Below are 20,271 nucleotides of genomic sequence, written 5' to 3' on the forward strand. Positions count from 1 at the left end.
GGGGAAACCTCAACATCCAACGCCTGGTAGCGCTAAACAATTTGGCCTACCGGGCTGCGCTGACGAGCGGCCTTCCCTCTCTTCCCCCTCACGACTCCATGACCAGCCGCCTGATCCGCGCTTGCAAGCACTCCTTCGCGATGGTGCTCTTCGCCGCGGTCCAACACACCGCCGTCGCCGACCCACTGGCACCGACCGGCCGATGGTCGGCCTACGCCGCCGGTCGCGCCGCCACCCCGCCGATGGGGTGGAGCAGTTGGAACGCGTTCGGCACGGACATCGATGAGGACAAGATACTTGGCGCAGCGCGGGCGCTGGTCGACCAGGGGCTCGCGGCCAAGGGCTACCGATACGTCAACATCGACGATGGATGGTGGCTGCGGCGCCAGGTGCCAGACGGGCAGCTGGTCATCCGTTCGGACCGCTTTCCGTCCACGGTGCGCCCGGGCGAGTTGCCGTCGTTCCGCAGCTTCACGGACAAGCTGCATGCCATGGGACTGAAGGCCGGCATCTATTCCGATCTCGGGCGCAACAGCTGCTCGCAAGCCTATTCGCCCACCGACACCGACCTGCCCCAGGGCTCGGTGCTGGAACGGGAAGTGGGCCTTTACGGTCATATCCAGCAGGACATCGCGCTCTACTTCGGGACCTGGGGCTTCGACTTCATCAAGGTCGATGGCTGCGGGCTGCGCGCCTTCGGGGCGGGCTCCGAAAAAGTGCGCTCGGGGAAGTACCGCGAGCTGCCGCCGCTGCTGAACATGGAGTTCGTGTCGAGGTCCGACATCCCGGCCGTGCAGGGCCTTTTCAGGGAGATCAACGATGCATTGGTCCGCAGCAATCCGGACGGCGACTTCCTGCTCTCGCTGTGTGTCTGGGGCGCCGGCAATGTGCGCGCCTGGGGCAAGGACTTCGGCAATCTGTCCAGGACCAGCGACGACATCACGCCTTCATGGAGCCGGATGCTGACCAACTTCGACAGCACCGCCAAACGCGCCTTCTATGCCCATCCGGGCTCATGGAACGATCCGGACATGCTGTTCATCGGCAAGGGCGACTTCGACGTCAACCACCTGACGCAAGCCCGCTCCCACTTCTCGCTGTGGGCGATGGTCAACTCGCCGCTGTTCATCGGCATGGACCTGCGCAACGCTCCTGAACCCCTGCTCGCCCTGCTGGGCAACCGCGAGCTGATCGCCGTCAACCAGGATCCGGCAGGTCACCAGGCCACCCTGGCATACGACAGCCACGACGTGCAGATGCTGGTGAAGACCTTGAGCACGGGTCACAAGGCCGTGGCCGTGTTCAACCGAGGGGCTGCGGCTATCGACGTCGACCTCACCGCCGCCCACATGAAGTTCCGCGACGATGCGGACGTGGAGCTCGTGGATCTGTGGAGCGGTCAGACGCACCGCCTTCGCGGCACGATGAAGCTGAAGATCGCCGGACACGAGACCCTGGTCTTTCGCGCGCGCGGCACCCGGCTGCTGCCCGACGGGCTCTATCTGTCCGAGCAGCCCGGGCATGTGAACCCGGCCGTCGATGGCGTGGCCCAGCCGGCCCCCGATCCCACCATCCACCGTTCCGCCGCCGGCTGGCAGGGCACGCGCGGCGCCGGGGAACGGCCGATGTATGCGGGCTGGGGCGGCGTGCAGGCGGACAGTGCGCCTTACGGCGAGGCGCTCGCCGTGAAGGGCAGGCATTTCGCGACGGGCGTCGGCACACTGGCCAACTCGCGGCTGGAGGTCCGCAACGCCGGCTATCGCCGGTTCTCCGCCACGGTCGGCATCAATGACTCGGCGCGGGATCCGCAGGCCCGCGCCACCTTCCTGGTCTATGGCGACGGCAAGCTGCTCGCCACCAGCCGTGCGCTGAAATGGGGTGATGCCGGCGAACGCCTGTCCGTCGATGTGGCCGGCATCCAGCTCATCGAGCTGGTGGTCCGCACGAGCCACGCCGGTGGCGCTGAACTTCCCGTCACCTGGGGCGAGGCCGCCTTGCTCACCCGTTGAGCGAACCGCTCAGCGCACGAATATCTTTCCCGGATTGAGGATGCCCAGCGGATCAAGCGCCTGTTTCACCGCCCGCATCAGCGCCACCGCCTCGTCGCCGGTCTCGTCCCGCAGGAAGTCCTGCTTGTGCAGGCCAATGCCGTGCTCGCCGGTGCAGGTGCCTTCCAGCGCGATGGCGCGCGCCACCATCTGCGCGCTCAGGCGCTCGGCCGTGGCCAGTTCCTCGGGCCGGTTCGGGTCCAGCAGGTAGGCCATGTGGAAGTTGCCGTCACCCACATGGCCCACGATGAAGTAGGGCAGGCCGGCGGCCTCGACCTCGGCGATGGACGCATTGATGTTCTCGGCCAGCCGCGAGATGGGCACACAGGTGTCCGTCGTCACCGCGCGGCAGCCGGGGCGGGTCTGCAGGCCGGACAGATAGGCGTGGTGCCGCGCCGACCACAGCCGCGTGCGCGCCTCCGGAGTGGTCGCCCACTCGAAGGCCTCGCCGCCATGGTCGGCCGCCACCTCCTGCACCACGGCCGCCTGCTCGGCCACCCCGGCGTCGCTGCCGTGGAATTCCATCAACAGCATGGGCGCTTCCTTCAGGCCCAGCTTGTCGTGCGCGTTGACGGCCTTGATCGCGTTGGCGTCCAGCAGCTCGCAGCGCGCGATTGGCACGCCGATCTGGATAACCTGCATGGCCGTGCGCACGGCCGCGTCTATGGTCGGGAAGAAGCACACCGCCGCCGACACCGCCTCGGGCAGCGGATGCACCTTGACGGTCAGCTCGGTGATGACGCCCAGCGTGCCCTCGCTGCCGACGAGCAGACGCGTGAGGTCGTAGCCCGCGCTGCTCTTCTTCGCGCGAGAACCACTGCGGATGACCTCGCCGCTGGCCGATACGAAGCGCAGGCCCAGCACGTTCTCGCGCATCGTGCCGTAGCGCACCGCGTTCGTGCCGCTGGCGCGCGTGGCGGCCATGCCGCCCAGGCTCGCATCGGCGCCGGGATCGATGGGGAAGAACAGGCCCTCGTGCTTCAGCGCCTCGTTCAGCGCCTTGCGCGTGACGCCGGGCTGCACGGTCACCGTCAGATCCTCGGCGTCCACGCGCACGATGCCATTCATGCGCGACACATCCAGGCTGATGCCGCCGTGCACGGCCAGCAGGTGACCTTCCAGCGACGAGCCCGCGCCATAAGGGATGACCGGCACGCGGTACTGCGCGCACAGCGCGACGACCCGGGCCACCTCGGCCTCGCTCTCGGCAAACACCACGGCCTGCGGCGGTGGCACGTCGAAGACGGATTCGTCGCGGCCATGCTGCTCGCGCACGGCCAGCGCGGTGGAGCAGCGCTGGGCAAAGTCGGAGCGCAAAGCGTCCAGCAGTTCCGTCGGCAACGGCGGGACGGGAGACAGGTGATGTTCTGGCGCATTCATGGGGGGCTCCCCGGGGTCGATTGCCAAGATTGTCTTGCAGCGGGCCCGCGGCAGTGACAGCATGGGCTGACAGCGTTTCGGGAGACCTGCATGGACCCCACACTGACCTGGCTGTTGTTGATTGCCGCCGCCGTGCTGATCCTGTTCGGTGCCGTGCGCTTCGACCTGCTGACCGCGCGTTGGCGCGACATCTTCCGCGGTCCGCCACCACCGCACGACGCGCCGCCCGCGCCGCGCTGGACACCCACGCAGGGGTTCCGCCCGCACGATGCGCCCCAACACAAACCGGCGTTCCACCGCAGCGGCCGAAGACACTGAGTGCATGCCGCCGGCGCATCGCTGAGTTCAGGCAGGATGACGGGTCCGAATACAGACCCGCATCCACCATGGGCAATCGCCTTTCACAAATCGCCACCCGCACCGGCGACGACGGCACCACCGGCCTCTCCGACGGCAGCCGCGTGCCCAAGGACCATCTGCGTGTGCAGGCCATGGGCGACGTCGATGAGCTGAACTCCAACCTGGGCCTGCTGCTGGCCGAGCCGCTGCCCGATGACATCCGCGACCTGCTCATCACCATCCAGCACGAGCTGTTCAACCTGGGTGGCGAGCTGTCCTGGCCCGGCGGCGAGCTGTTGAAGGAGGCCGCCGTGCTGCGGTTGGACGAGGCGCTGGAGCACTACAACGAGCACCTGCCGCGGCTCAAGGAATTCATCCTGCCGGCCGGCACGAGAAGCGCGGCCATCGCCCATGTGTGCCGCACCATCGCGCGCCGCGCCGAGCGCGCGGTCATCACGTTGGCGGCCACCGAGTCCATCCGCGCCGCACCGCGGCAGTACCTGAACCGCTTGTCCGATCTGCTGTTCGTGCTGGCCCGCGTGCTGAACCGCGCCAACCTGGACGGGCTGGGCGGTGACGATGTCTATTGGCAGAGCGAGCGCATGAAGCGGCTGGACGCCGCCGAGAACTGAGGCTCAGCGCTGGCGCAACAAACGCCACGCCAGCCAGCCCCAGCGCAGCATGGACAGCAGCTTGCCGCGGCGCTGCTTGCCGGCCGTCGCAAAGAAGGCCGCGCCACCACTGGCGGCGGCCAGTACCGCCGGTTGCGAGAACACGCCCCTGATCCACTGCAGCCGGTGGACCCAGCCATCGGCACGGCCACCAATGTCGTCGAAGGCCAGGTTCGCCTGACCCCGCATCAGCTCGGACGCCAGCAGCAGGTTGGCCTTGCGCTGGGCGCGCTGGCGCGGATCGTCGGGAATGCGCGGGATCATGGTCCGGGCTTGCGCCGCAGCGCATCGGCGTCGGCGCGCAGTTCGCCAATGCTGGCCTGGAACAACGAGGCGGGTTGGGCCAAGAGGCGCCTCACCTTGATGACGGCGGCGACGGCCGCGCCGAGCAACAGCAACGCGGCAATGCCCACGGCCAGCAGCCGGTAGCTGTCCCACAGCGCCACCGTGACCCACAGCACGAGCAACAGCAGGCCGAAACCGGCCAGCAGAGCCGCGACGACGGCCCAGATCAGCAGGCTGGCGATGCGCTCCTTCTCTTCCTGGGCCTCGATGGCCAGCAGCTCGAGCCGGATGCGCGTCAGCGTCAGCAACGAGACCCCGAGCCGCCGCAGCGGCGCGGAGACGGGTTCCTTGGTGTCGCTCAACGGCGACCGATCAAGACGCCGACGGCCAAGGCCACGGCAGCGGCCACACCGATGGATTGCCAGGGCTTGGCGTGCACATAGTCATCGGTCGCGGTGGCGGCAGCCTTGGCGCGCTCGACGGCTTCGTGCTGCGCGTCCAGCAGGCGTTCCTTGGCGCCGTCCAGGCGTTCGCGGATGCGGGCGCGCAAGGCCTTGACCTCGCCTTCGGCCTGGTTGCCAGTGGCCGTCATCAGCGCGTCAATGTCGTCCATCACGGCACGAAAATCCGACGCCAGTTTTTCCTTTGCCAGGGTGGTATCGCTCATCACGGGCTCCTATAGAAATGGGTCATACACGCATGCAGCCTAACCCTTTTGACCCGGGCATGACATGACCCCCCACGCATGAAGCGGGCTTGTCCTACAAGGACGCGACAGCCTGCCGCAGCCGCTGCGCAAAGGCCTCGCGCAAGGGCTGAGGAGCGACCACCTCCACCTGTCCCGCATGGCGCAACAGGTCCATCAGCAGCTCGGTGTCGTCCACATAGGGCAGGCACAAGCGCCAGCGGCCATCGGGCAGGAATTCGCTGCGCTGCGCCGGGTGCCATTCCTCGCGCGACACCCAGGCCGCGGTCTCGGCGCTGAACACCAGCTCGGCCTCGCGCGGCGTGCCGCCGGCGAAGATGCCGTAGCCCTGGTCCAGCTCGCCCTCGAGTTCGGCAAGCGGCACGGCCCGGGCTTCCGCGTCCAGAAGCGCGGCGCTCTCGATGCCGTCCAGCGCGAAGCGGCGGTAGCCGTCGCTTGCATGGCACCAGGCATCCAGGTACCAGGCATGGCGGTGGTGCACGAGGCGCTGGGGCGACACCTCGCGCTCGCTGCTCTCGCCGGTCTTCTTCTTGCGGTAGCGGATGGCCAGGCGGCGGCGCTTCACGACCGCGCTGCCCACCGTCTCAAAGGCCTCGCTGGCCATGCGCCGCCGTGCGGTGCCGATGAGCCGCACGCGCCGGCGCAGCTCGTCCGCCTCGGCGGCATCCACGCCCAGCATGCCGGTGATCTTGTCGAACATGGGCTGCAGGTGCCGGCCCACGACGCCTTGCTCGTCCAGCCCGGCCAGCATCTGCTGCATGGTCAACAGCGCGTGGAGCTCCGCCTCGTTGAACCACACGCCCGGCAGCTCGTGCTTGCCGCCGCGCCACTGCTGGCCGAAGCGGTAGCCGTTCTCGCCGGCGTCGTACTCGATGGGGGCATCCAGCCTTTCGCGCAGATAGGCCAGGTCGCGCTTGAGCGTGGCAGGCGACACCTCCAACGCCTCCAGCAGGTTCGCAAAGCTGATGCAGCCCCGGCTGCGGATCAGGGCCTCGATCTTGTAGAAGCGTTCGGTGCGGTCCATGCTGAAAATATTTACAGTGTTTTCGCGGTGGATCATCTCATGAGCTAGCTCGCTCACAAACTGCTTGCAAGGCCAGCAAATCCAAGCCCAGGCCTCTCTACCCAGGAGCCCGACCATGCAAGCCGTCTTCAACACCCAGATCTCCATCCAGCCCGCCCTTGTCCAGTACGACCTGGACATGGACGACGCACCGGCCTCCATCAGCGCGCACGAGCGCGTGGGCCTGGCCCTGGGCCGCGACCACGCCCTGCACGGCATCACGCCGCCCATCGCCCATCTGTACCCGCAGTCGCCGCTGCAGCGCGGCTGGATGGCGGCCCGCAGCCGCGCGGTGCGCGCTCCCGCCAGCCCGCAGGTGGAGCTGTGGCTGTCGCTGCGCACCCATGCCTGGGCACGCGGCCGCCATTTCGAGGACATGCTGGTCACGCCCCACCACCTGGGCCAGCTGGAAGTGAGCCACTGCCCCGTCACCCGCGAGCTGCTGGGCGACGACAACCGCAGCATCGACCGCGTGCGTGACGACGCCGGCTATGCCGCGGGCAACCTGGCCGTCATGAGCCGCCGCGCCAACAAGGCCAAGGGCAGCCGCGCGATGGCGCAGTTGCGCGACCTGGCCGACAGCTGTGCCGCCGGCCCCATCACCCGCATTGGCGGCCTGCTTGATGCCGAATGGGAGCGCCTGAGCGTGTTGACCAGCTTCGTCACGCCGCTGAGCCATAAGGAAGCCGCGCAGATCCCCATGCGTGTGCTGCCGCCCAACCGGTTGCGCCTGTTCAACCCCATCCAGGCGCTGCAGGCGCTGGTCACGCGCCAACTGGCGACGCCCGGCTGGAGCGCCCGCCTGGCGCGGCTGGAAGCGCTGCTGCCCACCGACACGCTGCGCAGCGACTTCAACCGCTTCCTGCTGGCGCTGGCACCGCGCGTGTTGGCGGCCGCCGAGCTGCAGCAGCCGCATGAGATCCGCTGGGCGCTGGAGGACGCGTGGGCGATGCCGCTGGTCATGAAGCGCTGGACCCGCTTCGCGCTGCAGCTGACGCCGGAACAGGCCGAGGCGCTGGTCGAGCGCGCGGCTGCCAAGAAGCTCAGCCCGGTGCACGTGCAGCGCCACGACGACGCGACCGACGGCTGGGCGCTGGCCACCGGCGGCTACGCGGCCTGACCCCCGCGGGCGCGGGGGCTGCCGGTTAAAGCCTGTCACGGCGGCTTCATCGCGTCGCCGGACAGTGCGCTTCGTCTGAACCGGAGCCTCCGATGAAACACTACCTCGCCCTGACCGCCGCCGCTGCCGCGGCCCTCGTCTCGCACAGCGCCGTGGCCGCCCTCGGCGCCGGCGACATCGCGTTCACCGCCCTCAACGCCGACGAAGACGGCTGGGCCCTGGTGACCTTCGTCGACATCGCCGCCAACACGACGATCTACTTCACCGACAACGAGTGGAACGGTTCGGCCTTCAACACCGGCGAGAGCTACCACCGCTGGGTCAGCGGCGGCTCCACCATCGCGGCTGGCACGGTGATCCGCTTCCAGAACATCGACGACGCGAGCACGCTGTCGTCCACGCTGGGCACGCTGAGCCGCGCTTCGGTCTCGGGCAGCAGCAACTTCGGCCTGAGCGCCAGCGAGGATTCGGTCTACGCCTACACCGCCAGCTCGGCCACCGGCACGCCCAGCTTCCTGGCCGCCATCACGACGACGGCCTTCACCGGCGCGACCACGTCGGGCCTGCTGACCAACACCGGTCTGTCCATCGGCAACGGCGCGATCGCGCTGGGCGGTGGTGCCGAGTACGAGGAGTACACCGGTATCCGTTCGGGCCAGGCCAGCTTCGCCGCCTACAAGCCGCTGGTCGGCAACATCGCGAACTGGACGACCAACCCCGACAACGGCAGCTATGCCGGCGTGGTGCCCAACACCACCGCCTTCGCCGTGACCGCCGTGCCCGAACCGCAGACCTATGCGCTGATGCTCAGCGGCCTGCTGGCCGTGGGCTGGGTCGCGCGCCGCCGCCGCGGCTGAAAACCCCGACGCTCAAAAGCAAAGCGCCCCGCGGGGCGCTTTTTTGCTGACGTCTCGCGCCGGCTTCAGACCAGCGAGCGGAACAGGCGGATCTCTTCGACGCGGGCGCCGCCCACTTCGGTCGTGCGGGCGCTGCCCAGCTCGCGCTTGAAGCCGGCCAGTTCGAAGAAGCGCAGTGCGCGCTCGTTGCGCAGGTAGCACCACAGCGTGGCCTTGGTGCAGCCTTCTTCCTGCAGACCATCGCGCGTGGCATCCCACAACGCCAGGCCGACGCCCTTGTCGAGATGCTCGGGGCTGGCGAACAGCGCCCAGACCTCGCCGGTGGTGGCCGGTGTGCCCTTGTCGCGCGAGCGGTCGAAGCCGGCGAAGCCCATGATCTTGTTGTCCAGATGGGCCACGATCACTTGCGGCTCGCACAGGTCGATGGCTTCACGCCAGAAAGCTTGGCGCTTCTGCACCGACATCGCATCCAGCGCGGCGGGCGGCAGCAGGTCCTTGTAGGCATCCTGGCTGCTGGCGACGTGGATCTCGGCGATGGCCTTGGCATCGCGCAGGGTGGCGGGGCGAACCTGGATCACGGACATGGAATTCTTCTTGAGCGGAAACGCGGGGACGAAAGGGCGAGATTTTGATTGCCCTTGCGCGTGCAAGCCGCTCTTGACAGAGTTTTTTTATCCGCTCAAGCAACCGCGATTTCTTGCCGCTGCGCCTTCACATGCTCCACCAAGCCGCGCCGCAACCAGCGCAGCGGCGTGCGCTGCAGCGTTGACAGCAGCGCATGATCGACCTCCATGCCGCCCAGATCGAGCGCAAAGCGCTGCGCGACTTCGGCCCTGACCTTCAGTAACAACTCCGCCGTCACCAGCGCATCAGCCATCGCGCGGTGGGCACGGCCCGCGAAGGCCAGGCCGTGGAAGCGCACCATCTCGCCCAGGCCATGACCCTTGGACTCCGGCCACAACCGGCGCGACAGCAGCACCGTGCACGCGAACTCATGCGCCGGATCGGGTGCCAATCCCGCGCGTTGCATCTCGGCCTGCCAGAAACCGCGGTCGAAGCTGGCGTTGTGCGCCACCAGCGGACAGCCGGCCGTGAAACGGGCCAGCTCGCCCATGACGCTGGCCGAGTCGGGTGCCGTGGCCAGCATCTCGTTCGTGATGCCGGTCAGGGCCTGGATCTGCGGCGGCACCCAGGCGCCGCTGTTCATCAGGCTGGCCCAGCGGTCGACGATCTCGTCACCCCGCACCAGCACGGCCGCGATTTCGGTGGCACGGCCGCCCGTGGTCGGGCCCAGTCCGGTCGTCTCGAAGTCGACGACAGCGATGGTCTGCAAACCCATTCCTCAAGACCTCAGTGGTGGATGTTTGACCGCGTTCATCGCGAGCTTGCGTTCCACCGCGGCTTCCAGGTCCACGCCACCGTGGTCGGCGATCTGCAGCAGGTACAGCAGCACGTCCGACAACTCCTCGCCGAGATGGCGGCGCTGGTCGTCATTGAGTGCCAACGACTGCTCCGGCGTCAGCCACTGAAAGATCTCCAGCAGCTCGGCGGCTTCCACCGTCATGGCCATCGCTAGGTTCTTGGGTGTCTGGTAGGGCTGCCAGTCGCGGTCGGCAGCGAAGCGGCGCAGACGCTGCTGCAGGAAGGAGATGTCCATGGAAAAGCTGTCCTATGTATTAAAGACTGTATTCAAGATTTCAAAGTAGTCGTTGTAGTAGCGGGCGGCCCGCGCTGTGGACAAGCGCAAAAACCTGAAGAGCAGCAATCATTTGCCTGCCGCACAAGCCTGTGCGCCAGACCCGGGATCACGGCGTCCGGTTTTGGGAACAACTTCGCCAAGGAGCCTAGGCCTGTGGATATCTGTGAGGTTGTCCCAGCGCCATCCACAGACTTGCTCTGCGTGCTCTAGACCTTCTTTACTAGAGAGGCGTGGCAAAACGCAACGGCAACGGGCAGCCCAGCGGCTAGAGTTGCCCTCCCTCGTATTTGTGAAAGCACCGCTTCGCCGGTGTCGCCAAGGAGACAACAATGAAACCCTTCCTCACCCGGATCGCCGCTGCGTCGGTGGCGTTGTTGGGCGGCCTGCTGCTGGCCGGCTGCGGTGGCGGCGGCTCCAGTGCCGACACCACGCCCAAGCTGGCCATCTCCTCGGTCAAGGTCTTCGGCGACAGCCTGCAGGACAGCGGCACCTTCGGCTACAAGTTCACCGTCCAGAGCGCCGACAACCTGATCTATGCCGAGCGCATCGCCGCCGGCTACGGCCAGACGCTGTGCAACTTCTTCACCTTCACGGGCACGACCTTCGCGCCCAACAGCAAGGCGGGCTGCACCAACTTCTCCATCGGCGGCGGCCGCATCACCTACACCGGCGCCGGCGGCGCAGCCAACCCGCTGAACATTGGCACGCAGATGGCGACCTACGCCGCGGCCGGCAGCTACTCGGCCAGCGACCTGGTCCTCATCGACGGCGGCGGCAATGACGCGGCGGACCTGGTGGGCGCCTACCTGACCATCCCGCGCGACAGCGCCGCGGCCTACAGCGGCCTGCTGGGCACGCTGCTGACGCCCGCGCAGATCCAGACGGCACTGGCCGGTGGCGCCTCGACCACGGCCCAGATCGGCGGCACCTACATGGCCGCGCTGGCCGACAAGTTCTACGCCTCCATCAAGACCAACGTGCTGGACAAGGGTGCCAAGCACGTCGTCGTGCTGAACATCCCCGATATCACGTTCACGCCGCGCTTTCAGATGGTGCTGGACGGCATCGCCGCGGCCAGCGGCGGCGGCACCGCCGGCGCCACGGCGCGCGCGCAGTCGCAAGCACTATTCCAGGGCTGGATGAAGGCCTACAACACGCAGCTTGCGGCCAAGCTGGCCGGCAACGACAGCGTCGTGCTGGTGGACTTCTACACGGCCTTCCAGGACCAGGTGGCCATGCCCGCGCAGTTCTCGCTGACCAACGTGAAGACGCCGGCCTGCCCCATTTCCGGTGTCGGCAGCGACGGCCTGCCCACCTACAACTTCCCGACCTGCACGGCCACGGCGCTGTCCGCCGCGCCGCCGGCCGGCGCGACCGGTGGTGCCGACTGGTGGAAGACCTACGCCTTCGCCGACAGCTTCCACCCCACGCTGTACGGCCACCAGCTGACCCAGCAACTCATCGCCAAGGCACTGTCCACCAAGGGCTGGCTCTAAACCACGGCACGCATTCGGAGACTCCACATGAAAACCAAGATCCTCCTCGGTGCCGTTGCAACCCTGTGCCTCTCGGGCAGCGCGCTGGCGCAGTCGGCCGGCAGCTTCGTCGTCTACGGCGGCGGCGTGCAGATCCAGCCTCAGGTTGAAAGCGGTGACCTGACCGCGCCCAGCCTGCCGGGCACCAAGGTCGACGTGAAGAAGGCCAGCGCCTTCGTCGGCGGCATCACCTACTACTGGACCGACAACATCAGCATCGACCTGCCCATCGGCGGGCCGTTCAAGCATGACGTGGTCGGCGCCGGCGCCATCGACGGTGTCGGCAAGCTGGGCACGGTCAAGGCGCTGCCCATGACGCTGCTGGCCCAGTACCGCTTCGGCGACGCCAACAGCAGCCTGCGTCCCTTCGTGGGCGCCGGCCTGACCTACGGCTATTTCTTCAAGCCGCGCGCAACGGCCGTGCTGTCCGGCATCACCGGCGGCACGCCCAGCAACCCCACCACGCTGTCCATGAAGAGCCGCCTGGGCCCCACGCTGGAAGTCGGTGCCGGCTACAACGTGACCAAGGAATGGTCCACCAGCCTGTCGGTCACCAAGACCTTCATCAAGACCACCGGCAGCCTGTCCACCGGCCAGACCATCGAGACGACGCTGGACCCGGTCTGCGTCAAGTTCAGCATCGGCTACCGGTTCTGAATCCCGGCGCTGCGCGCCGGTCGTCTTGCCAAGGGAGCCCCGAGGGGCTCCCTTTTCTTTTGGCACGCAAGCTGCTTCGAATCGCGGGTTCTCAACGGAGCGGCTGCCCATGATTCGATACCTGGCGGACCTGCCGAAAGGCAGGATGGTGCTGTGGTGCTACCTGATCTGGTGGTGCACGACGGTGTGCTTCCACTTCGACCCGTCCTGGCGTCTCTGGTTGAACTCGGCCGGCATCAGCATGGTCATCGGCATCGCGCTGATGCTCAGCGTCGCGCAGGGGCCGGTGCGCAAGCCCGACCGCTGGCAGACCTTCCGACTGTTCGCGATGCCGTTCTGCGTGTCCAGCTTCTCGTCGCTGATCAAGGGCAAGGGCTTCATCCTCATCCTGCCGCCCAGCGGCACCGAACTCGCCTGCGCGCTGCTGGCCTGCCTGGCCTTTCTGCTGCTGGTGTGGATGGCCAGGAGCCCGCTGCTGCGCCGGCGTGACGCGCCTTCGACCTGAGCCTGTTCATATTCCCCTGAACGGCGGTGGCCGGTGGGAGCAAACTCGCGCCTCCCCTTCTCCCGTGGAGTGAGCGATGTTCAAGAAACTGGCTTCCGAGGCCCTGGGCCTCAGTGACATCGGCGTCATCGTGCCGGCGTCCGACTTCAACAAGGTCGATGCCGACGACTACCTGTTCAGCGAGGACGGCGAGAAGATCTTCTTCCTCATCAAGTCCAAGAAGGACGAGTACTGCTTCACCAACCTCGCGCTGGTGCATGTGGACGGCGAGTCGGCCGTGTCGTCCAAGCGCGTCATCAAGCGCTACGACTACCTGAGCCACCGCATCAGTCATGTCACGCTGGAAACCGCCGGCACCATCGACATGGACGTCGAGATCAAGTTCAACATCGGCGACGGCGCACCCTTCAGCATCGACGTGCGCAAGAACTTCATCGAGCAGCTGAAGGACCTCTACAAGGCGCTGCACAGCATCGGCAAGCTGCAGGAGCGCGAAGAACAGGCGCGCCAGATCTCCATGCAGTGCCTGGGCGTCACCGGCCAGATGTTCAAGCTGGGCCACGAGGTCAGCGAGGAACAGGTCAGCCGCCACTACATGTCGCTGCTGAACACGGTGAACAGCGTGGTGCTGGACAAACTCAGCCGCAAGGACTACGGCGGCGTGTTTGAGCGCTACATCCAGAACTGAACGTTCAATCGAAGAAGTCGCTCAGCCAGGACTTCTTGCGGTAGTGCCCGCCGTGGTGCTTGCCGTAGTCGGAGTCCTGGAAATCGCGCCGGCCCTGGGGCGGCATCTGCCGCTGCTGCGGCACACCGGCCTGCGGCTGCGATGGCTGGCCGGCGGACAGCTGGATCAGCTTGTCCAGTTCGCCGCGGTCCAGCCAGACGCCTCGGCAGCTCGGGCAGTAGTCGATTTCCACGCCCTGGCGGTCGGACATCAGCAGCGTGGCGTCGGGGCAAACGGGACATTTCATGGCGGTACTCCTTGAGTGGTGGAGGTTGTACGCGAATCGCCATCCTTGATGGCGTGACAAATCGGAAGCATCCTTCAAGGAATACCGTAGTGATCCTGACGACGACCAGTCCCGATATGCGTTCGAACATGTTCTATGAATTGCCCGACAGGAGGCTTCTGTAATGCACCCGGCAGCGCAAGGAGCGCTCAGAGGAGTCCTCTACGTCCTTGTCTGGACGCTGGTCACTGTGGCTGGCGGATTCTTCGGTCTCTGGTGGCCGGTGAGCGATGTTTCGGAGCCCGGCCCGGGCGCCGGGTTTTCGGTGCTGCTGCATGGCATCTATGGGTTGTGCCTTGGAGCGTGCGTCGGCTTGATCGCGGTAGGCGGCCTGGCAAAAGCGCTCTCGACACGCAGGTAGGTCGCGCGGGTTTCAATCGTTTCAGCGCGCTGCAACAAATGCAGTCAACGGCGGGTGTCGGCGCAGTCACATTGAAACGCGGCGTTCCCACACTGACGGGCATTCCTTCTACCCTCGGATGCCCGCCATGCAACTCGTCACCACCACCCCGCTCCGCCTGCGCCACGGCGCCCGCCACTACGCCCAGATCGAGGAACTGCACCGCCTGGCGCGCGCCGTCGAGGCCGGCAGCCCGAGCGCGCGTGGCGAACTGCAGCAGTGGCTGAACAGCGTTCAGCAGTCCGGCGATCCGCGCCACGTGGGCCTCTATGTATTCGGCGCCGCGCTGGCCCAGCGGCTGGAGGGGCGCACGGCCGCCGAGGCCAACCTCTACCTGCGCCGCTACGAGCGGACCCAGATCGAGCTGTTCAACCTACTGGGCCGTGCGCTGCCCTTCGTGGGCCTGGCCACGACGGTCTGCAACCAGGCCATCGCCCATGCCTGCCGCGGCACCCAGCGCGCCGCGCTGATCGATGTCGGCATCGGCACCGGCCGGCAGGTGTTGCAACTGCTGCCCACGCTGGCCGCGCAGGGCCTGCGCGAGCTGACCGTCATCGGCATTGAGCCGGCCGAGGCCGCGCTGCAGATGGCGCGGCAGCAGCTGGAACAGGCGGCGCAAGAGTCGGGCCTCACGATCCGTGTGTTGCCGCTGCTGGGCAGCGTCGAGGCGCTGACCGAGCTGCAATGGGCGCAGATCCACGCCAGCTGTGCCGAGATGCCGGTGGTCATCAACGCCAGCTTCGCGCTGCACCACATCAATGACGATGGCCGGGGTCGCGATCAGCGCCAGCTGGTACTGCAACGCCTGCACGCGCTGGACCCGGCGCTGCTGGTGCTGGCCGAGCCCGATGTGGATCACCTGGAAACGGCGCTCTACCCGCGCTTTCGCAACTGCTTCGCGCATTTCAGCGCCGTGTTCGACACGCTGGACCGGCTGGACATGGCGCAGGCCGACCGCGATGCACTCAAGGCGGGCTTCTTCGGCCGCGAGATCGCCGACATCCTCGGCCAGCCCGAGGGCCGCCGCAGCGAGCGGCATGAGTCGGCCGCGCAGTGGCTGCGCCGGCTGGCGGATGCGGGTTTCGATGTGGCGATCGATGAGGCCGCTGCCGCCGTGGGTGCCGTGCAGGGGCCGGTGCAGTTGCGCCGCCGGGCCTATCACTGCTCGCTGGAGGCGGGCGGCGAGCCGGTCGTGGCGCTGTTCTGCGCGAGGCCGCAACGCGCGCTTCACTGAGCGCTCGGCACCTTCTCCGACACGCGGCAACGCGCCTGGCGATCAGACTGGAGCCGCCGACCGCCATCCTCGAATCGCCATGCACTCACGCCCTCTGATGACCCTGCTGGCCTGCGCCGCCACGCTGTGTGCGTGCAGCCCGTCCGAACCGCCGCTGGCGACGCCGCCCTTGCAGCCGGCATCCGCGGCGGCGGCGTCCGCCCCTGAAACTGCCAGCGCATGGCTGGGCCGCTGGCAGGGGCCTGAGGGCACCTACCTGGACATCACGGGCGGCCCCGGCGCCTATCGCGTGACGATCAGCAATCTCGATGGCCCGCGCACCTTCGACGCCAGGGCGGGCAGCGACACGCTGGTGATCCTGCGCGACGGCACGACCGAAACACTGCGGCCCGGCAATGGGGCGGACACCGGCATGAAGTGGCTGGCCGACAAGCAGGACTGCCTGATCGTGAAGCCAGGCGAGGGCTACTGCCGGGCCTGACGCATCAGGCGATGCCCACCACCTTGTGCATCTGCACCGACAGCTTCCACTGCGGATTCGCCATGCAGTAGGCCACCGCCGCCTTCGTGTGCTCGCGTTGCAGCACCGAGTCCATGGGCTGCAGGAAGAAGTTCTGGAAGTCCAGCCCGGCGAACCGTTCCGGCATCGCCAGTGGCTGGGGGTAGACCAGCTTCAGCTCGTGACCCGAGGTCAGCACCAGCTCCGCATCGGCCTTGGGGCTGACGCAGATCCAGTCCAACCCCGGCGGCGCCGGTTGCGTGCCATTGGTCTCCACGGCGATCTCGAAGCCACGCGCGTGCAGCGCGTCGATCAGCGGCGTGTCCAGCTGCAGCAGCGGCTCACCGCCGGTGCAGACGACATACGGTTTTCCTCCGCCCGGCCAGGCCTTGGCGATCGTGTCGGCCAGCGCATCGGCCGTCGCGAACTTGCCGCCGCCCTCGCCGTCGGTGCCGACGAAGTCCGTGTCGCAGAAGGTGCAGACGGCCGTCGCGCGATCCTGCTCGCGGCCGGTCCACAGGTTGCAGCCGGCGAAGCGGCAGAACACGGCCGCGCGGCCGGCCTGGGCGCCCTCGCCTTGCAGCGTGTAGAACAGTTCTTTGACGGCGTAGGTCATACCGGAATCAGCTCCTCCGAGTCACACCGGCTGACGATGGCGCCCGAGCCGCGCGTCTCGTAGATGTCCACGCGGTCGATCTGCGGCAGCACGGTGCCGCCCTCGCGCAGCACCCAGGCGGCCAGAGATGCCGCATCGCCATCCGGCAGGTTGGCGATCTCGAACAGCGGGTGGTGGTCCAGCCGCTTGAAGATGGGGTTGAACAGGCTCTTCACGTCGCCGAAGTCCACCGTCCAGCCCATCACCTGGTCCAGCGGTGCGGCCAGGTGCAGGCGCAGCGTGAAGGTGTGGCCATGGATGCCCGCCAGCGGATGGCCGCCCGGCGCGTGGCGCATGCGAACGGCGCTGTCCAGCGACATCTCCTTCCAGATGCGGTAGCTCTGGCCGTTGAAGTTGGCGCCGCTGGAGCCGGTCTCGTAGACGGTCACCCAGCTCAGCTCCGGCAGCTGCGGCTTCAGCCGCTGCCACAGCCAGGCCGAGATGTTCTCGCTGGTGGGGTTCTCGAGGCCGTCGATGTCGTTCAGGCAGCGGTAGTTCAGTGCGAAGTGCAGTGGCGCCCAGACTTCGTCCAGGTGGTCGTAGTCGATGGACAGGTCGCGCTCGCCGAGGTCGGCGTTGGCATGCAGGATGACCTCGAAGCCATGGCCGTGCATGCGGCCGCATTGGTGGCCGGCCGGCACATTGGGCAACTGGTGCGCGGCCTGGAAGCGGTAGCGCCGCCACACATGGGCGTGGCCCGCGCCGTCCAGGTCCACGCCGCAATGCGTGGTGCTCTGCACACCCACCTGCACGATGCCGGGCACGTTCAGCCGGGAGCGCACCCAGCGCGCCAGGTTCTCGTCGGTGGGTTCGGGAAGAAAGTCGTTCAGCAGCGCATGATCCAGCGGTGCGACCGTCTCGGTCATGCGCGCGCGCAGCGCCTCGACCTCGCCGCCAGGGAACGCGGCCCAGCCGGCCGGCAGCGCCGTGCGGACCGTGGCGAAATAGCTGTGCCCGTGCAGGCCGTGGCTGCGGTGCGAGGCGGGTAGTGCAGGAATGCGGCAGGCCGACTCGAAGCCGGCGGACGCGCAGTGAAGGACCGAAACTGACATCCCCCGATTGTCCCTTGGGGTTTCAAACCCTGCTTGACTTGAAGTCCGCTTGAACTTTTAGTGTTCGGGCCATGAACCTTGCCGACCCCGTGACCACCGCCCCCATCCACGACGACAAGCTCTTCGCCCCCGGCCGCAGCGCCGCCTGCGTGGGCGCCGTGGCGCTGATCTCCATGCTGGCCTTCGAGGCCATCGCCGTCGCCACCGCGATGCCGGCCGTGGCCGAGGCGCTGGGTGGCTTGCCGCTGTATGCGCTGGCCTTCGGCGCGACGCTGGCGACCTCGGTCATCGGCATGACCGTCGCCGGCCAGCTGTGCGACAAGCGCGGGCCCTACCGCGCGTCGCTGCTGGGGCTGGCGGCCTTCCTGGCGGGGCTGCTGCTGGCCGGTTTCGCGAGCTCCATGGGCATGCTGGTGCTGGGCCGCGCGTTGCAAGGACTGGGCACCGGCGTGCTGGGCGTGGCGCTGTACGTGGGCGTGGGCCAGGTCGTGCCGGCACCGCTGCATCCCAAGATGTTCGCGATGTTTGCCGGCGCCTGGGTGGTGCCCGGCCTCGTGGGGCCGGCGCTGGCATCGGGCCTGGTGACGTGGTTCGGCTGGCGCTGGGTGTTCCTGGCCGTCGCTGCGGCGGTGCCGGTGGCGGCGGCGCTGATGCTGCCGGCGCTGAAGCGCGTGGGCAGCGGGTCCGGCCAGGCCTTGCGATGGGGCGCGCTGCGCTGGGCCGTGCTGGCCAGCGGCGGCGCGCTGATGCTGCACGGCGCCAGTCAGCGCGGTGGCGTCGAAGCGCTGCTGTGGTTCGCGGCCGGGGCCGTGCTGGCGCTGGTCGCCGCGCGCCGGCTGCTGCCGGCCGGCACGCTGGTGGCCGCCCGTGGCCTGCCGACCGTGGTGCTGCTGCGCGGCCTCATCGCCGCGTCGTTCGCCAGCGCCGAGGCCTTCTTGCCGCTGCTGCTGACGCAGCAGTTCGGCTGGAGCCTGACGCAGGCCGGCATCGCGCTCAGCACCGGCGCCGTCACGTGGAGCATAGGTAGCGCGATCCAGGCGCGCGTGCAGCGCGACGCGGCGCGGCGCCGGCTGCTGCCTTCGGGCTTTGCGCTGGCCGCACTGGGATTGGCCGTCGTGATGGCGCCGGCTGCGGTGCCGGCGTTGCCCACCTGGCTGGCGCTGGCGGGCTGGACCGGCGTGGGCCTGGGCATAGGCCTGTCATTCCCCATGCTGTCGGTGCTGCTGCTGAAGCTGTCGCCCCCCGAGCGGCAGGGCGCCAACACCTCGTCGCTGCAACTGAGTGACTCGCTGGTCAGCAGTGCGGCCCTGGGCGGCGCCGGCCTGCTGTTCAACCCGGCTACGCGCCAGGTGCTGCCGGTGCTGATGCTGGCTTGCGCGCTGGCGGCGGCCGCGGCCGTCATCAGCCCGCGGGCGCTGCAGGCAGGGCGCTGATGGCCTGAAGGAGCCATGGTCCGGAGGCTGCCGCTCTGGCTCCCCTGGGCGATGCGCGCCCGTGCCTCGCGGCCGACGATGACGGTCATCGCAATCCGCTCCTTCATCATGACCAGATCTTCATTGCAGAGGCCGTTGTTGCTGCTGGCCGCCTCCTGGCTGCTGGCCCATGCCGCCCAGGCGCAGACCTTCCAGCAGCGCCGCCTGCTGCTGGATGTCGAGTTGCAGCGACAGGGCGCCGTCCAGGCCGGCGCCGAGCGTGGCGAGCAGAAGCTCGCCCAGCGCTGGCAGCTCAGCGCGTTGATGCAAAGCGACGGCACACCCATCCCGTACAACCCGCTGGATCCGGAAGACCACCGCCGCCAGTTCGAGGCCGCGCAGTCTGCACAGCAGCGCGCGGTAGCCGCACCCATGGCGCCCATGCCCGACATCGCCGCGATGCGGGCCAAGGCCCAGGCACTGCAGGCGCGCTGCGGGCAGGACAGCGCCTGCGTGATGCGGGAAGCCACGGCATTGACGGCGGCGACGATGCCGGCTTCGACCCAGGGCCGCCTGCAGGCCTATGGCCACGCCGTGGCCGCCTGCGAGAAGCAGCCGGCAGGCAAGGCCCGCGAGGCCTGCCAGGCGCAGGCCCGTCGCCAGGCCGGCGGTGGTGTGGACATGCCCGAGGACGTTGGACCCGCCACGCCCTATCTGCTGTTCACCGGCGCAACCGACTGCGGCCTGCAGCTGACGGCCTCGCTGGACGAGCGCGTGGAAGGCAGTTTCAACGACGTGCAGGGCGTCGTGCGCTACACCGAGACCGCCAAGGGTAGCGAGACGCGCCGCGACGACACGCCCTGCCCCACGCTGCAGGTCGTGCTGGACACCCGCAACGGCCGCATCTGGACAGCGCTGGGCCTGGTGGCGCAGGAGGTGCAAGGCGTGCGCACGCGCGAGGAAAGCAACCGCCGCGTGCAGCGCCACGAAGGCCGCATGGGCTTGCGCTGGATGGAGGCGCAGGACTGGTTGCAGCAGCGGCTGAACCGGCTCAGCGACCAGGGACAGGACCAAGCCCGGCTACCGGCCGGCTCGGGTCAGGCGGACATCCGCCTGAAGTGGAGCTTTCGCCCCGCTTGAA

At 68.1% G+C, this 20,271-nt stretch carries 24 protein-coding genes; 13 read left to right on the forward strand and 11 right to left on the reverse strand.

Going from position 1 to position 20,271, the window contains the following annotated elements; genetic code table 11:
* Window positions 1-98 precede the first annotated feature (98 nt).
* Complete coding sequence (locus tag J2X21_RS24505; RefSeq protein ID WP_310332758.1) at window positions 99-2,009, forward strand: NPCBM/NEW2 domain-containing protein; 1,911 nt, start codon at window positions 99-101, stop codon at window positions 2,007-2,009.
* Between the two features lie 9 nt (window positions 2,010-2,018).
* Here the strand turns inward: J2X21_RS24505 and J2X21_RS24510 are convergent, their stop codons facing one another.
* Window positions 2,019-3,428 carry an FAD-binding oxidoreductase gene (locus J2X21_RS24510; protein WP_310332759.1) on the reverse strand — a complete coding sequence of 470 codons (1,410 nt, stop codon included), beginning with the start codon at window positions 3,426-3,428 and terminating at the stop codon, window positions 2,019-2,021.
* A 90-nt stretch (window positions 3,429-3,518) separates the two neighbouring features.
* On the opposite strand from J2X21_RS24510, the gene J2X21_RS24515 reads away from it, so the two are divergent.
* A complete protein-coding gene (locus J2X21_RS24515; protein ID WP_310332760.1) occupies window positions 3,519-3,746 on the forward strand; it encodes a hypothetical protein in 228 nt (75 codons plus the stop codon).
* A gap of 68 nt (window positions 3,747-3,814) precedes the next feature.
* Window positions 3,815-4,399 carry a cob(I)yrinic acid a,c-diamide adenosyltransferase gene (locus J2X21_RS24520; RefSeq protein WP_310332761.1) on the forward strand — a complete coding sequence of 195 codons (585 nt, stop codon included), beginning with the start codon at window positions 3,815-3,817 and terminating at the stop codon, window positions 4,397-4,399.
* A gap of 3 nt (window positions 4,400-4,402) precedes the next feature.
* Here J2X21_RS24520 and J2X21_RS24525 read toward each other — a convergent pair whose 3' ends face one another.
* From J2X21_RS24525 to J2X21_RS24540, 4 genes are all read right to left on the reverse strand, one after another.
* Window positions 4,403-4,702 carry a hypothetical protein gene (locus J2X21_RS24525; RefSeq protein WP_310332762.1) on the reverse strand — a complete coding sequence of 100 codons (300 nt, stop codon included), beginning with the start codon at window positions 4,700-4,702 and terminating at the stop codon, window positions 4,403-4,405.
* Complete coding sequence (locus J2X21_RS24530) at window positions 4,699-5,085, reverse strand: phage holin family protein (RefSeq protein ID WP_310332763.1); 387 nt, start codon at window positions 5,083-5,085, stop codon at window positions 4,699-4,701. Before J2X21_RS24530 ends, J2X21_RS24525 begins: the two co-directional genes overlap by 4 nt.
* The gene (locus J2X21_RS24535; RefSeq protein WP_310332764.1) at window positions 5,082-5,390 is read right to left on the reverse strand and encodes an ElaB/YgaM/YqjD family protein; all 309 of its coding nucleotides are present in this window, start codon (window positions 5,388-5,390) and stop codon (window positions 5,082-5,084) included. Before J2X21_RS24535 ends, J2X21_RS24530 begins: the two co-directional genes overlap by 4 nt.
* A gap of 94 nt (window positions 5,391-5,484) precedes the next feature.
* A complete protein-coding gene (locus J2X21_RS24540) occupies window positions 5,485-6,453 on the reverse strand; it encodes a helix-turn-helix transcriptional regulator (protein WP_310332765.1) in 969 nt (322 codons plus the stop codon).
* Between the two features lie 115 nt (window positions 6,454-6,568).
* Between J2X21_RS24540 and J2X21_RS24545 the strand changes: the two genes are divergently transcribed.
* Together J2X21_RS24545 and J2X21_RS24550 are read left to right on the forward strand one after the other, a co-directional pair.
* A complete protein-coding gene (locus tag J2X21_RS24545; protein WP_310332766.1) occupies window positions 6,569-7,612 on the forward strand; it encodes a hypothetical protein in 1,044 nt (347 codons plus the stop codon).
* Between the two features lie 92 nt (window positions 7,613-7,704).
* A complete protein-coding gene (locus J2X21_RS24550) occupies window positions 7,705-8,469 on the forward strand; it encodes a PEP-CTERM sorting domain-containing protein (protein WP_310332767.1) in 765 nt (254 codons plus the stop codon).
* Between the two features lie 65 nt (window positions 8,470-8,534).
* On the opposite strand, the gene J2X21_RS24555 is transcribed toward J2X21_RS24550, so the two are convergent.
* From J2X21_RS24555 to J2X21_RS24565, 3 genes are all read right to left on the reverse strand, one after another.
* On the reverse strand, window positions 8,535-9,053 hold the full coding sequence (locus tag J2X21_RS24555) for a GNAT family N-acetyltransferase (protein WP_310332768.1): 519 nt from the start codon (window positions 9,051-9,053) through the stop codon (window positions 8,535-8,537).
* A 95-nt stretch (window positions 9,054-9,148) separates the two neighbouring features.
* Window positions 9,149-9,802, reverse strand: coding sequence for a 3'-5' exonuclease (locus J2X21_RS24560; RefSeq protein ID WP_310332769.1), 654 nt, complete (start codon window positions 9,800-9,802; stop codon window positions 9,149-9,151).
* A gap of 9 nt (window positions 9,803-9,811) precedes the next feature.
* Window positions 9,812-10,126 carry a nucleotide pyrophosphohydrolase gene (locus tag J2X21_RS24565; RefSeq protein WP_310332770.1) on the reverse strand — a complete coding sequence of 105 codons (315 nt, stop codon included), beginning with the start codon at window positions 10,124-10,126 and terminating at the stop codon, window positions 9,812-9,814.
* Between the two features lie 371 nt (window positions 10,127-10,497).
* Between J2X21_RS24565 and J2X21_RS24570 the strand changes: the two genes are divergently transcribed.
* From J2X21_RS24570 to J2X21_RS24585, 4 genes are all read left to right on the forward strand, one after another.
* Window positions 10,498-11,664 (forward strand): SGNH/GDSL hydrolase family protein, encoded by a 1,167-nt coding sequence (locus J2X21_RS24570; protein WP_310332771.1) that lies wholly within the window; start codon window positions 10,498-10,500, stop codon window positions 11,662-11,664.
* Window positions 11,665-11,691: 27 nt separating this feature from the next.
* A complete protein-coding gene (locus J2X21_RS24575) occupies window positions 11,692-12,360 on the forward strand; it encodes an OmpW/AlkL family protein (RefSeq protein WP_310332772.1) in 669 nt (222 codons plus the stop codon).
* A 109-nt stretch (window positions 12,361-12,469) separates the two neighbouring features.
* Complete coding sequence (locus J2X21_RS24580) at window positions 12,470-12,865, forward strand: hypothetical protein (RefSeq protein ID WP_310332773.1); 396 nt, start codon at window positions 12,470-12,472, stop codon at window positions 12,863-12,865.
* 76 nt (window positions 12,866-12,941) lie between these two features.
* Window positions 12,942-13,553 (forward strand): PH domain-containing protein, encoded by a 612-nt coding sequence (locus J2X21_RS24585; protein ID WP_310332774.1) that lies wholly within the window; start codon window positions 12,942-12,944, stop codon window positions 13,551-13,553.
* Between the two features lie 4 nt (window positions 13,554-13,557).
* Here the strand turns inward: J2X21_RS24585 and J2X21_RS24590 are convergent, their stop codons facing one another.
* Window positions 13,558-13,839, reverse strand: a complete 282-nt coding sequence (locus J2X21_RS24590; protein ID WP_310332775.1) for a TFIIB-type zinc ribbon-containing protein — start codon at window positions 13,837-13,839, stop codon at window positions 13,558-13,560.
* 527 nt (window positions 13,840-14,366) lie between these two features.
* On the opposite strand from J2X21_RS24590, the gene J2X21_RS24595 reads away from it, so the two are divergent.
* Both J2X21_RS24595 and J2X21_RS24600 read left to right on the forward strand, forming a co-directional pair.
* The gene (locus tag J2X21_RS24595) at window positions 14,367-15,512 is read left to right on the forward strand and encodes a GRAS family protein (protein ID WP_310332776.1); all 1,146 of its coding nucleotides are present in this window, start codon (window positions 14,367-14,369) and stop codon (window positions 15,510-15,512) included.
* A 79-nt stretch (window positions 15,513-15,591) separates the two neighbouring features.
* Window positions 15,592-15,993 carry a hypothetical protein gene (locus tag J2X21_RS24600; protein WP_310332777.1) on the forward strand — a complete coding sequence of 134 codons (402 nt, stop codon included), beginning with the start codon at window positions 15,592-15,594 and terminating at the stop codon, window positions 15,991-15,993.
* A gap of 4 nt (window positions 15,994-15,997) precedes the next feature.
* Here J2X21_RS24600 and queE read toward each other — a convergent pair whose 3' ends face one another.
* Complete coding sequence (gene queE, locus J2X21_RS24605) at window positions 15,998-16,627, reverse strand: 7-carboxy-7-deazaguanine synthase (RefSeq protein WP_310332778.1); 630 nt, start codon at window positions 16,625-16,627, stop codon at window positions 15,998-16,000.
* On the reverse strand, window positions 16,624-17,718 hold the full coding sequence (locus J2X21_RS24610; RefSeq protein ID WP_310332779.1) for a 6-carboxytetrahydropterin synthase: 1,095 nt from the start codon (window positions 17,716-17,718) through the stop codon (window positions 16,624-16,626). Before J2X21_RS24610 ends, queE begins: the two co-directional genes overlap by 4 nt.
* A 71-nt stretch (window positions 17,719-17,789) precedes the next feature.
* On the opposite strand from J2X21_RS24610, the gene J2X21_RS24615 reads away from it, so the two are divergent.
* Together J2X21_RS24615 and J2X21_RS24620 are read left to right on the forward strand one after the other, a co-directional pair.
* Entirely contained in the window at window positions 17,790-19,151 is a 1,362-nt protein-coding gene (locus J2X21_RS24615; RefSeq protein WP_310332781.1) for an MFS transporter, read from the forward strand.
* Between the two features lie 108 nt (window positions 19,152-19,259).
* Window positions 19,260-20,270 carry a hypothetical protein gene (locus tag J2X21_RS24620; RefSeq protein ID WP_310332782.1) on the forward strand — a complete coding sequence of 337 codons (1,011 nt, stop codon included), beginning with the start codon at window positions 19,260-19,262 and terminating at the stop codon, window positions 20,268-20,270.
* Window position 20,271 lies beyond the last annotated feature (1 nt).

It is taken from the genome of Roseateles asaccharophilus (assembly GCF_031458115.1).
Taxonomy (GTDB): Bacteria; Pseudomonadota; Gammaproteobacteria; order Burkholderiales; family Burkholderiaceae_C; genus Pelomonas; species Pelomonas asaccharophilus_A.

What these genes read in the sequence shown, in the direction of transcription:
- J2X21_RS24505 (WP_310332758.1), top strand. Translation starts at nt 99, where the DNA reads ATGACCAGCCGCCTGATCCGCGCTTGCAAGCACTCCTTCGCGATGGTG.
- J2X21_RS24510 (WP_310332759.1), bottom strand. Translation starts at nt 3,428, where the DNA reads ATGAATGCGCCAGAACATCACCTGTCTCCCGTCCCGCCGTTGCCGACG.
- J2X21_RS24515 (WP_310332760.1), top strand. Translation starts at nt 3,519, where the DNA reads ATGGACCCCACACTGACCTGGCTGTTGTTGATTGCCGCCGCCGTGCTG.
- J2X21_RS24520 (WP_310332761.1), top strand. Translation starts at nt 3,815, where the DNA reads ATGGGCAATCGCCTTTCACAAATCGCCACCCGCACCGGCGACGACGGC.
- J2X21_RS24525 (WP_310332762.1), bottom strand. Translation starts at nt 4,702, where the DNA reads ATGATCCCGCGCATTCCCGACGATCCGCGCCAGCGCGCCCAGCGCAAG.
- J2X21_RS24535 (WP_310332764.1), bottom strand. Translation starts at nt 5,390, where the DNA reads ATGAGCGATACCACCCTGGCAAAGGAAAAACTGGCGTCGGATTTTCGT.
- J2X21_RS24540 (WP_310332765.1), bottom strand. Translation starts at nt 6,453, where the DNA reads ATGGACCGCACCGAACGCTTCTACAAGATCGAGGCCCTGATCCGCAGC.
- J2X21_RS24545 (WP_310332766.1), top strand. Translation starts at nt 6,569, where the DNA reads ATGCAAGCCGTCTTCAACACCCAGATCTCCATCCAGCCCGCCCTTGTC.
- J2X21_RS24550 (WP_310332767.1), top strand. Translation starts at nt 7,705, where the DNA reads ATGAAACACTACCTCGCCCTGACCGCCGCCGCTGCCGCGGCCCTCGTC.
- J2X21_RS24555 (WP_310332768.1), bottom strand. Translation starts at nt 9,053, where the DNA reads ATGTCCGTGATCCAGGTTCGCCCCGCCACCCTGCGCGATGCCAAGGCC.
- J2X21_RS24565 (WP_310332770.1), bottom strand. Translation starts at nt 10,126, where the DNA reads ATGGACATCTCCTTCCTGCAGCAGCGTCTGCGCCGCTTCGCTGCCGAC.
- J2X21_RS24570 (WP_310332771.1), top strand. Translation starts at nt 10,498, where the DNA reads ATGAAACCCTTCCTCACCCGGATCGCCGCTGCGTCGGTGGCGTTGTTG.
- J2X21_RS24575 (WP_310332772.1), top strand. Translation starts at nt 11,692, where the DNA reads ATGAAAACCAAGATCCTCCTCGGTGCCGTTGCAACCCTGTGCCTCTCG.
- J2X21_RS24580 (WP_310332773.1), top strand. Translation starts at nt 12,470, where the DNA reads ATGATTCGATACCTGGCGGACCTGCCGAAAGGCAGGATGGTGCTGTGG.
- J2X21_RS24585 (WP_310332774.1), top strand. Translation starts at nt 12,942, where the DNA reads ATGTTCAAGAAACTGGCTTCCGAGGCCCTGGGCCTCAGTGACATCGGC.
- J2X21_RS24590 (WP_310332775.1), bottom strand. Translation starts at nt 13,839, where the DNA reads ATGAAATGTCCCGTTTGCCCCGACGCCACGCTGCTGATGTCCGACCGC.
- J2X21_RS24595 (WP_310332776.1), top strand. Translation starts at nt 14,367, where the DNA reads ATGCAACTCGTCACCACCACCCCGCTCCGCCTGCGCCACGGCGCCCGC.
- J2X21_RS24600 (WP_310332777.1), top strand. Translation starts at nt 15,592, where the DNA reads ATGCACTCACGCCCTCTGATGACCCTGCTGGCCTGCGCCGCCACGCTG.
- queE (WP_310332778.1), bottom strand. Translation starts at nt 16,627, where the DNA reads ATGACCTACGCCGTCAAAGAACTGTTCTACACGCTGCAAGGCGAGGGC.
- J2X21_RS24610 (WP_310332779.1), bottom strand. Translation starts at nt 17,718, where the DNA reads ATGTCAGTTTCGGTCCTTCACTGCGCGTCCGCCGGCTTCGAGTCGGCC.
- J2X21_RS24615 (WP_310332781.1), top strand. Translation starts at nt 17,790, where the DNA reads ATGAACCTTGCCGACCCCGTGACCACCGCCCCCATCCACGACGACAAG.
- J2X21_RS24620 (WP_310332782.1), top strand. Translation starts at nt 19,260, where the DNA reads ATGACCAGATCTTCATTGCAGAGGCCGTTGTTGCTGCTGGCCGCCTCC.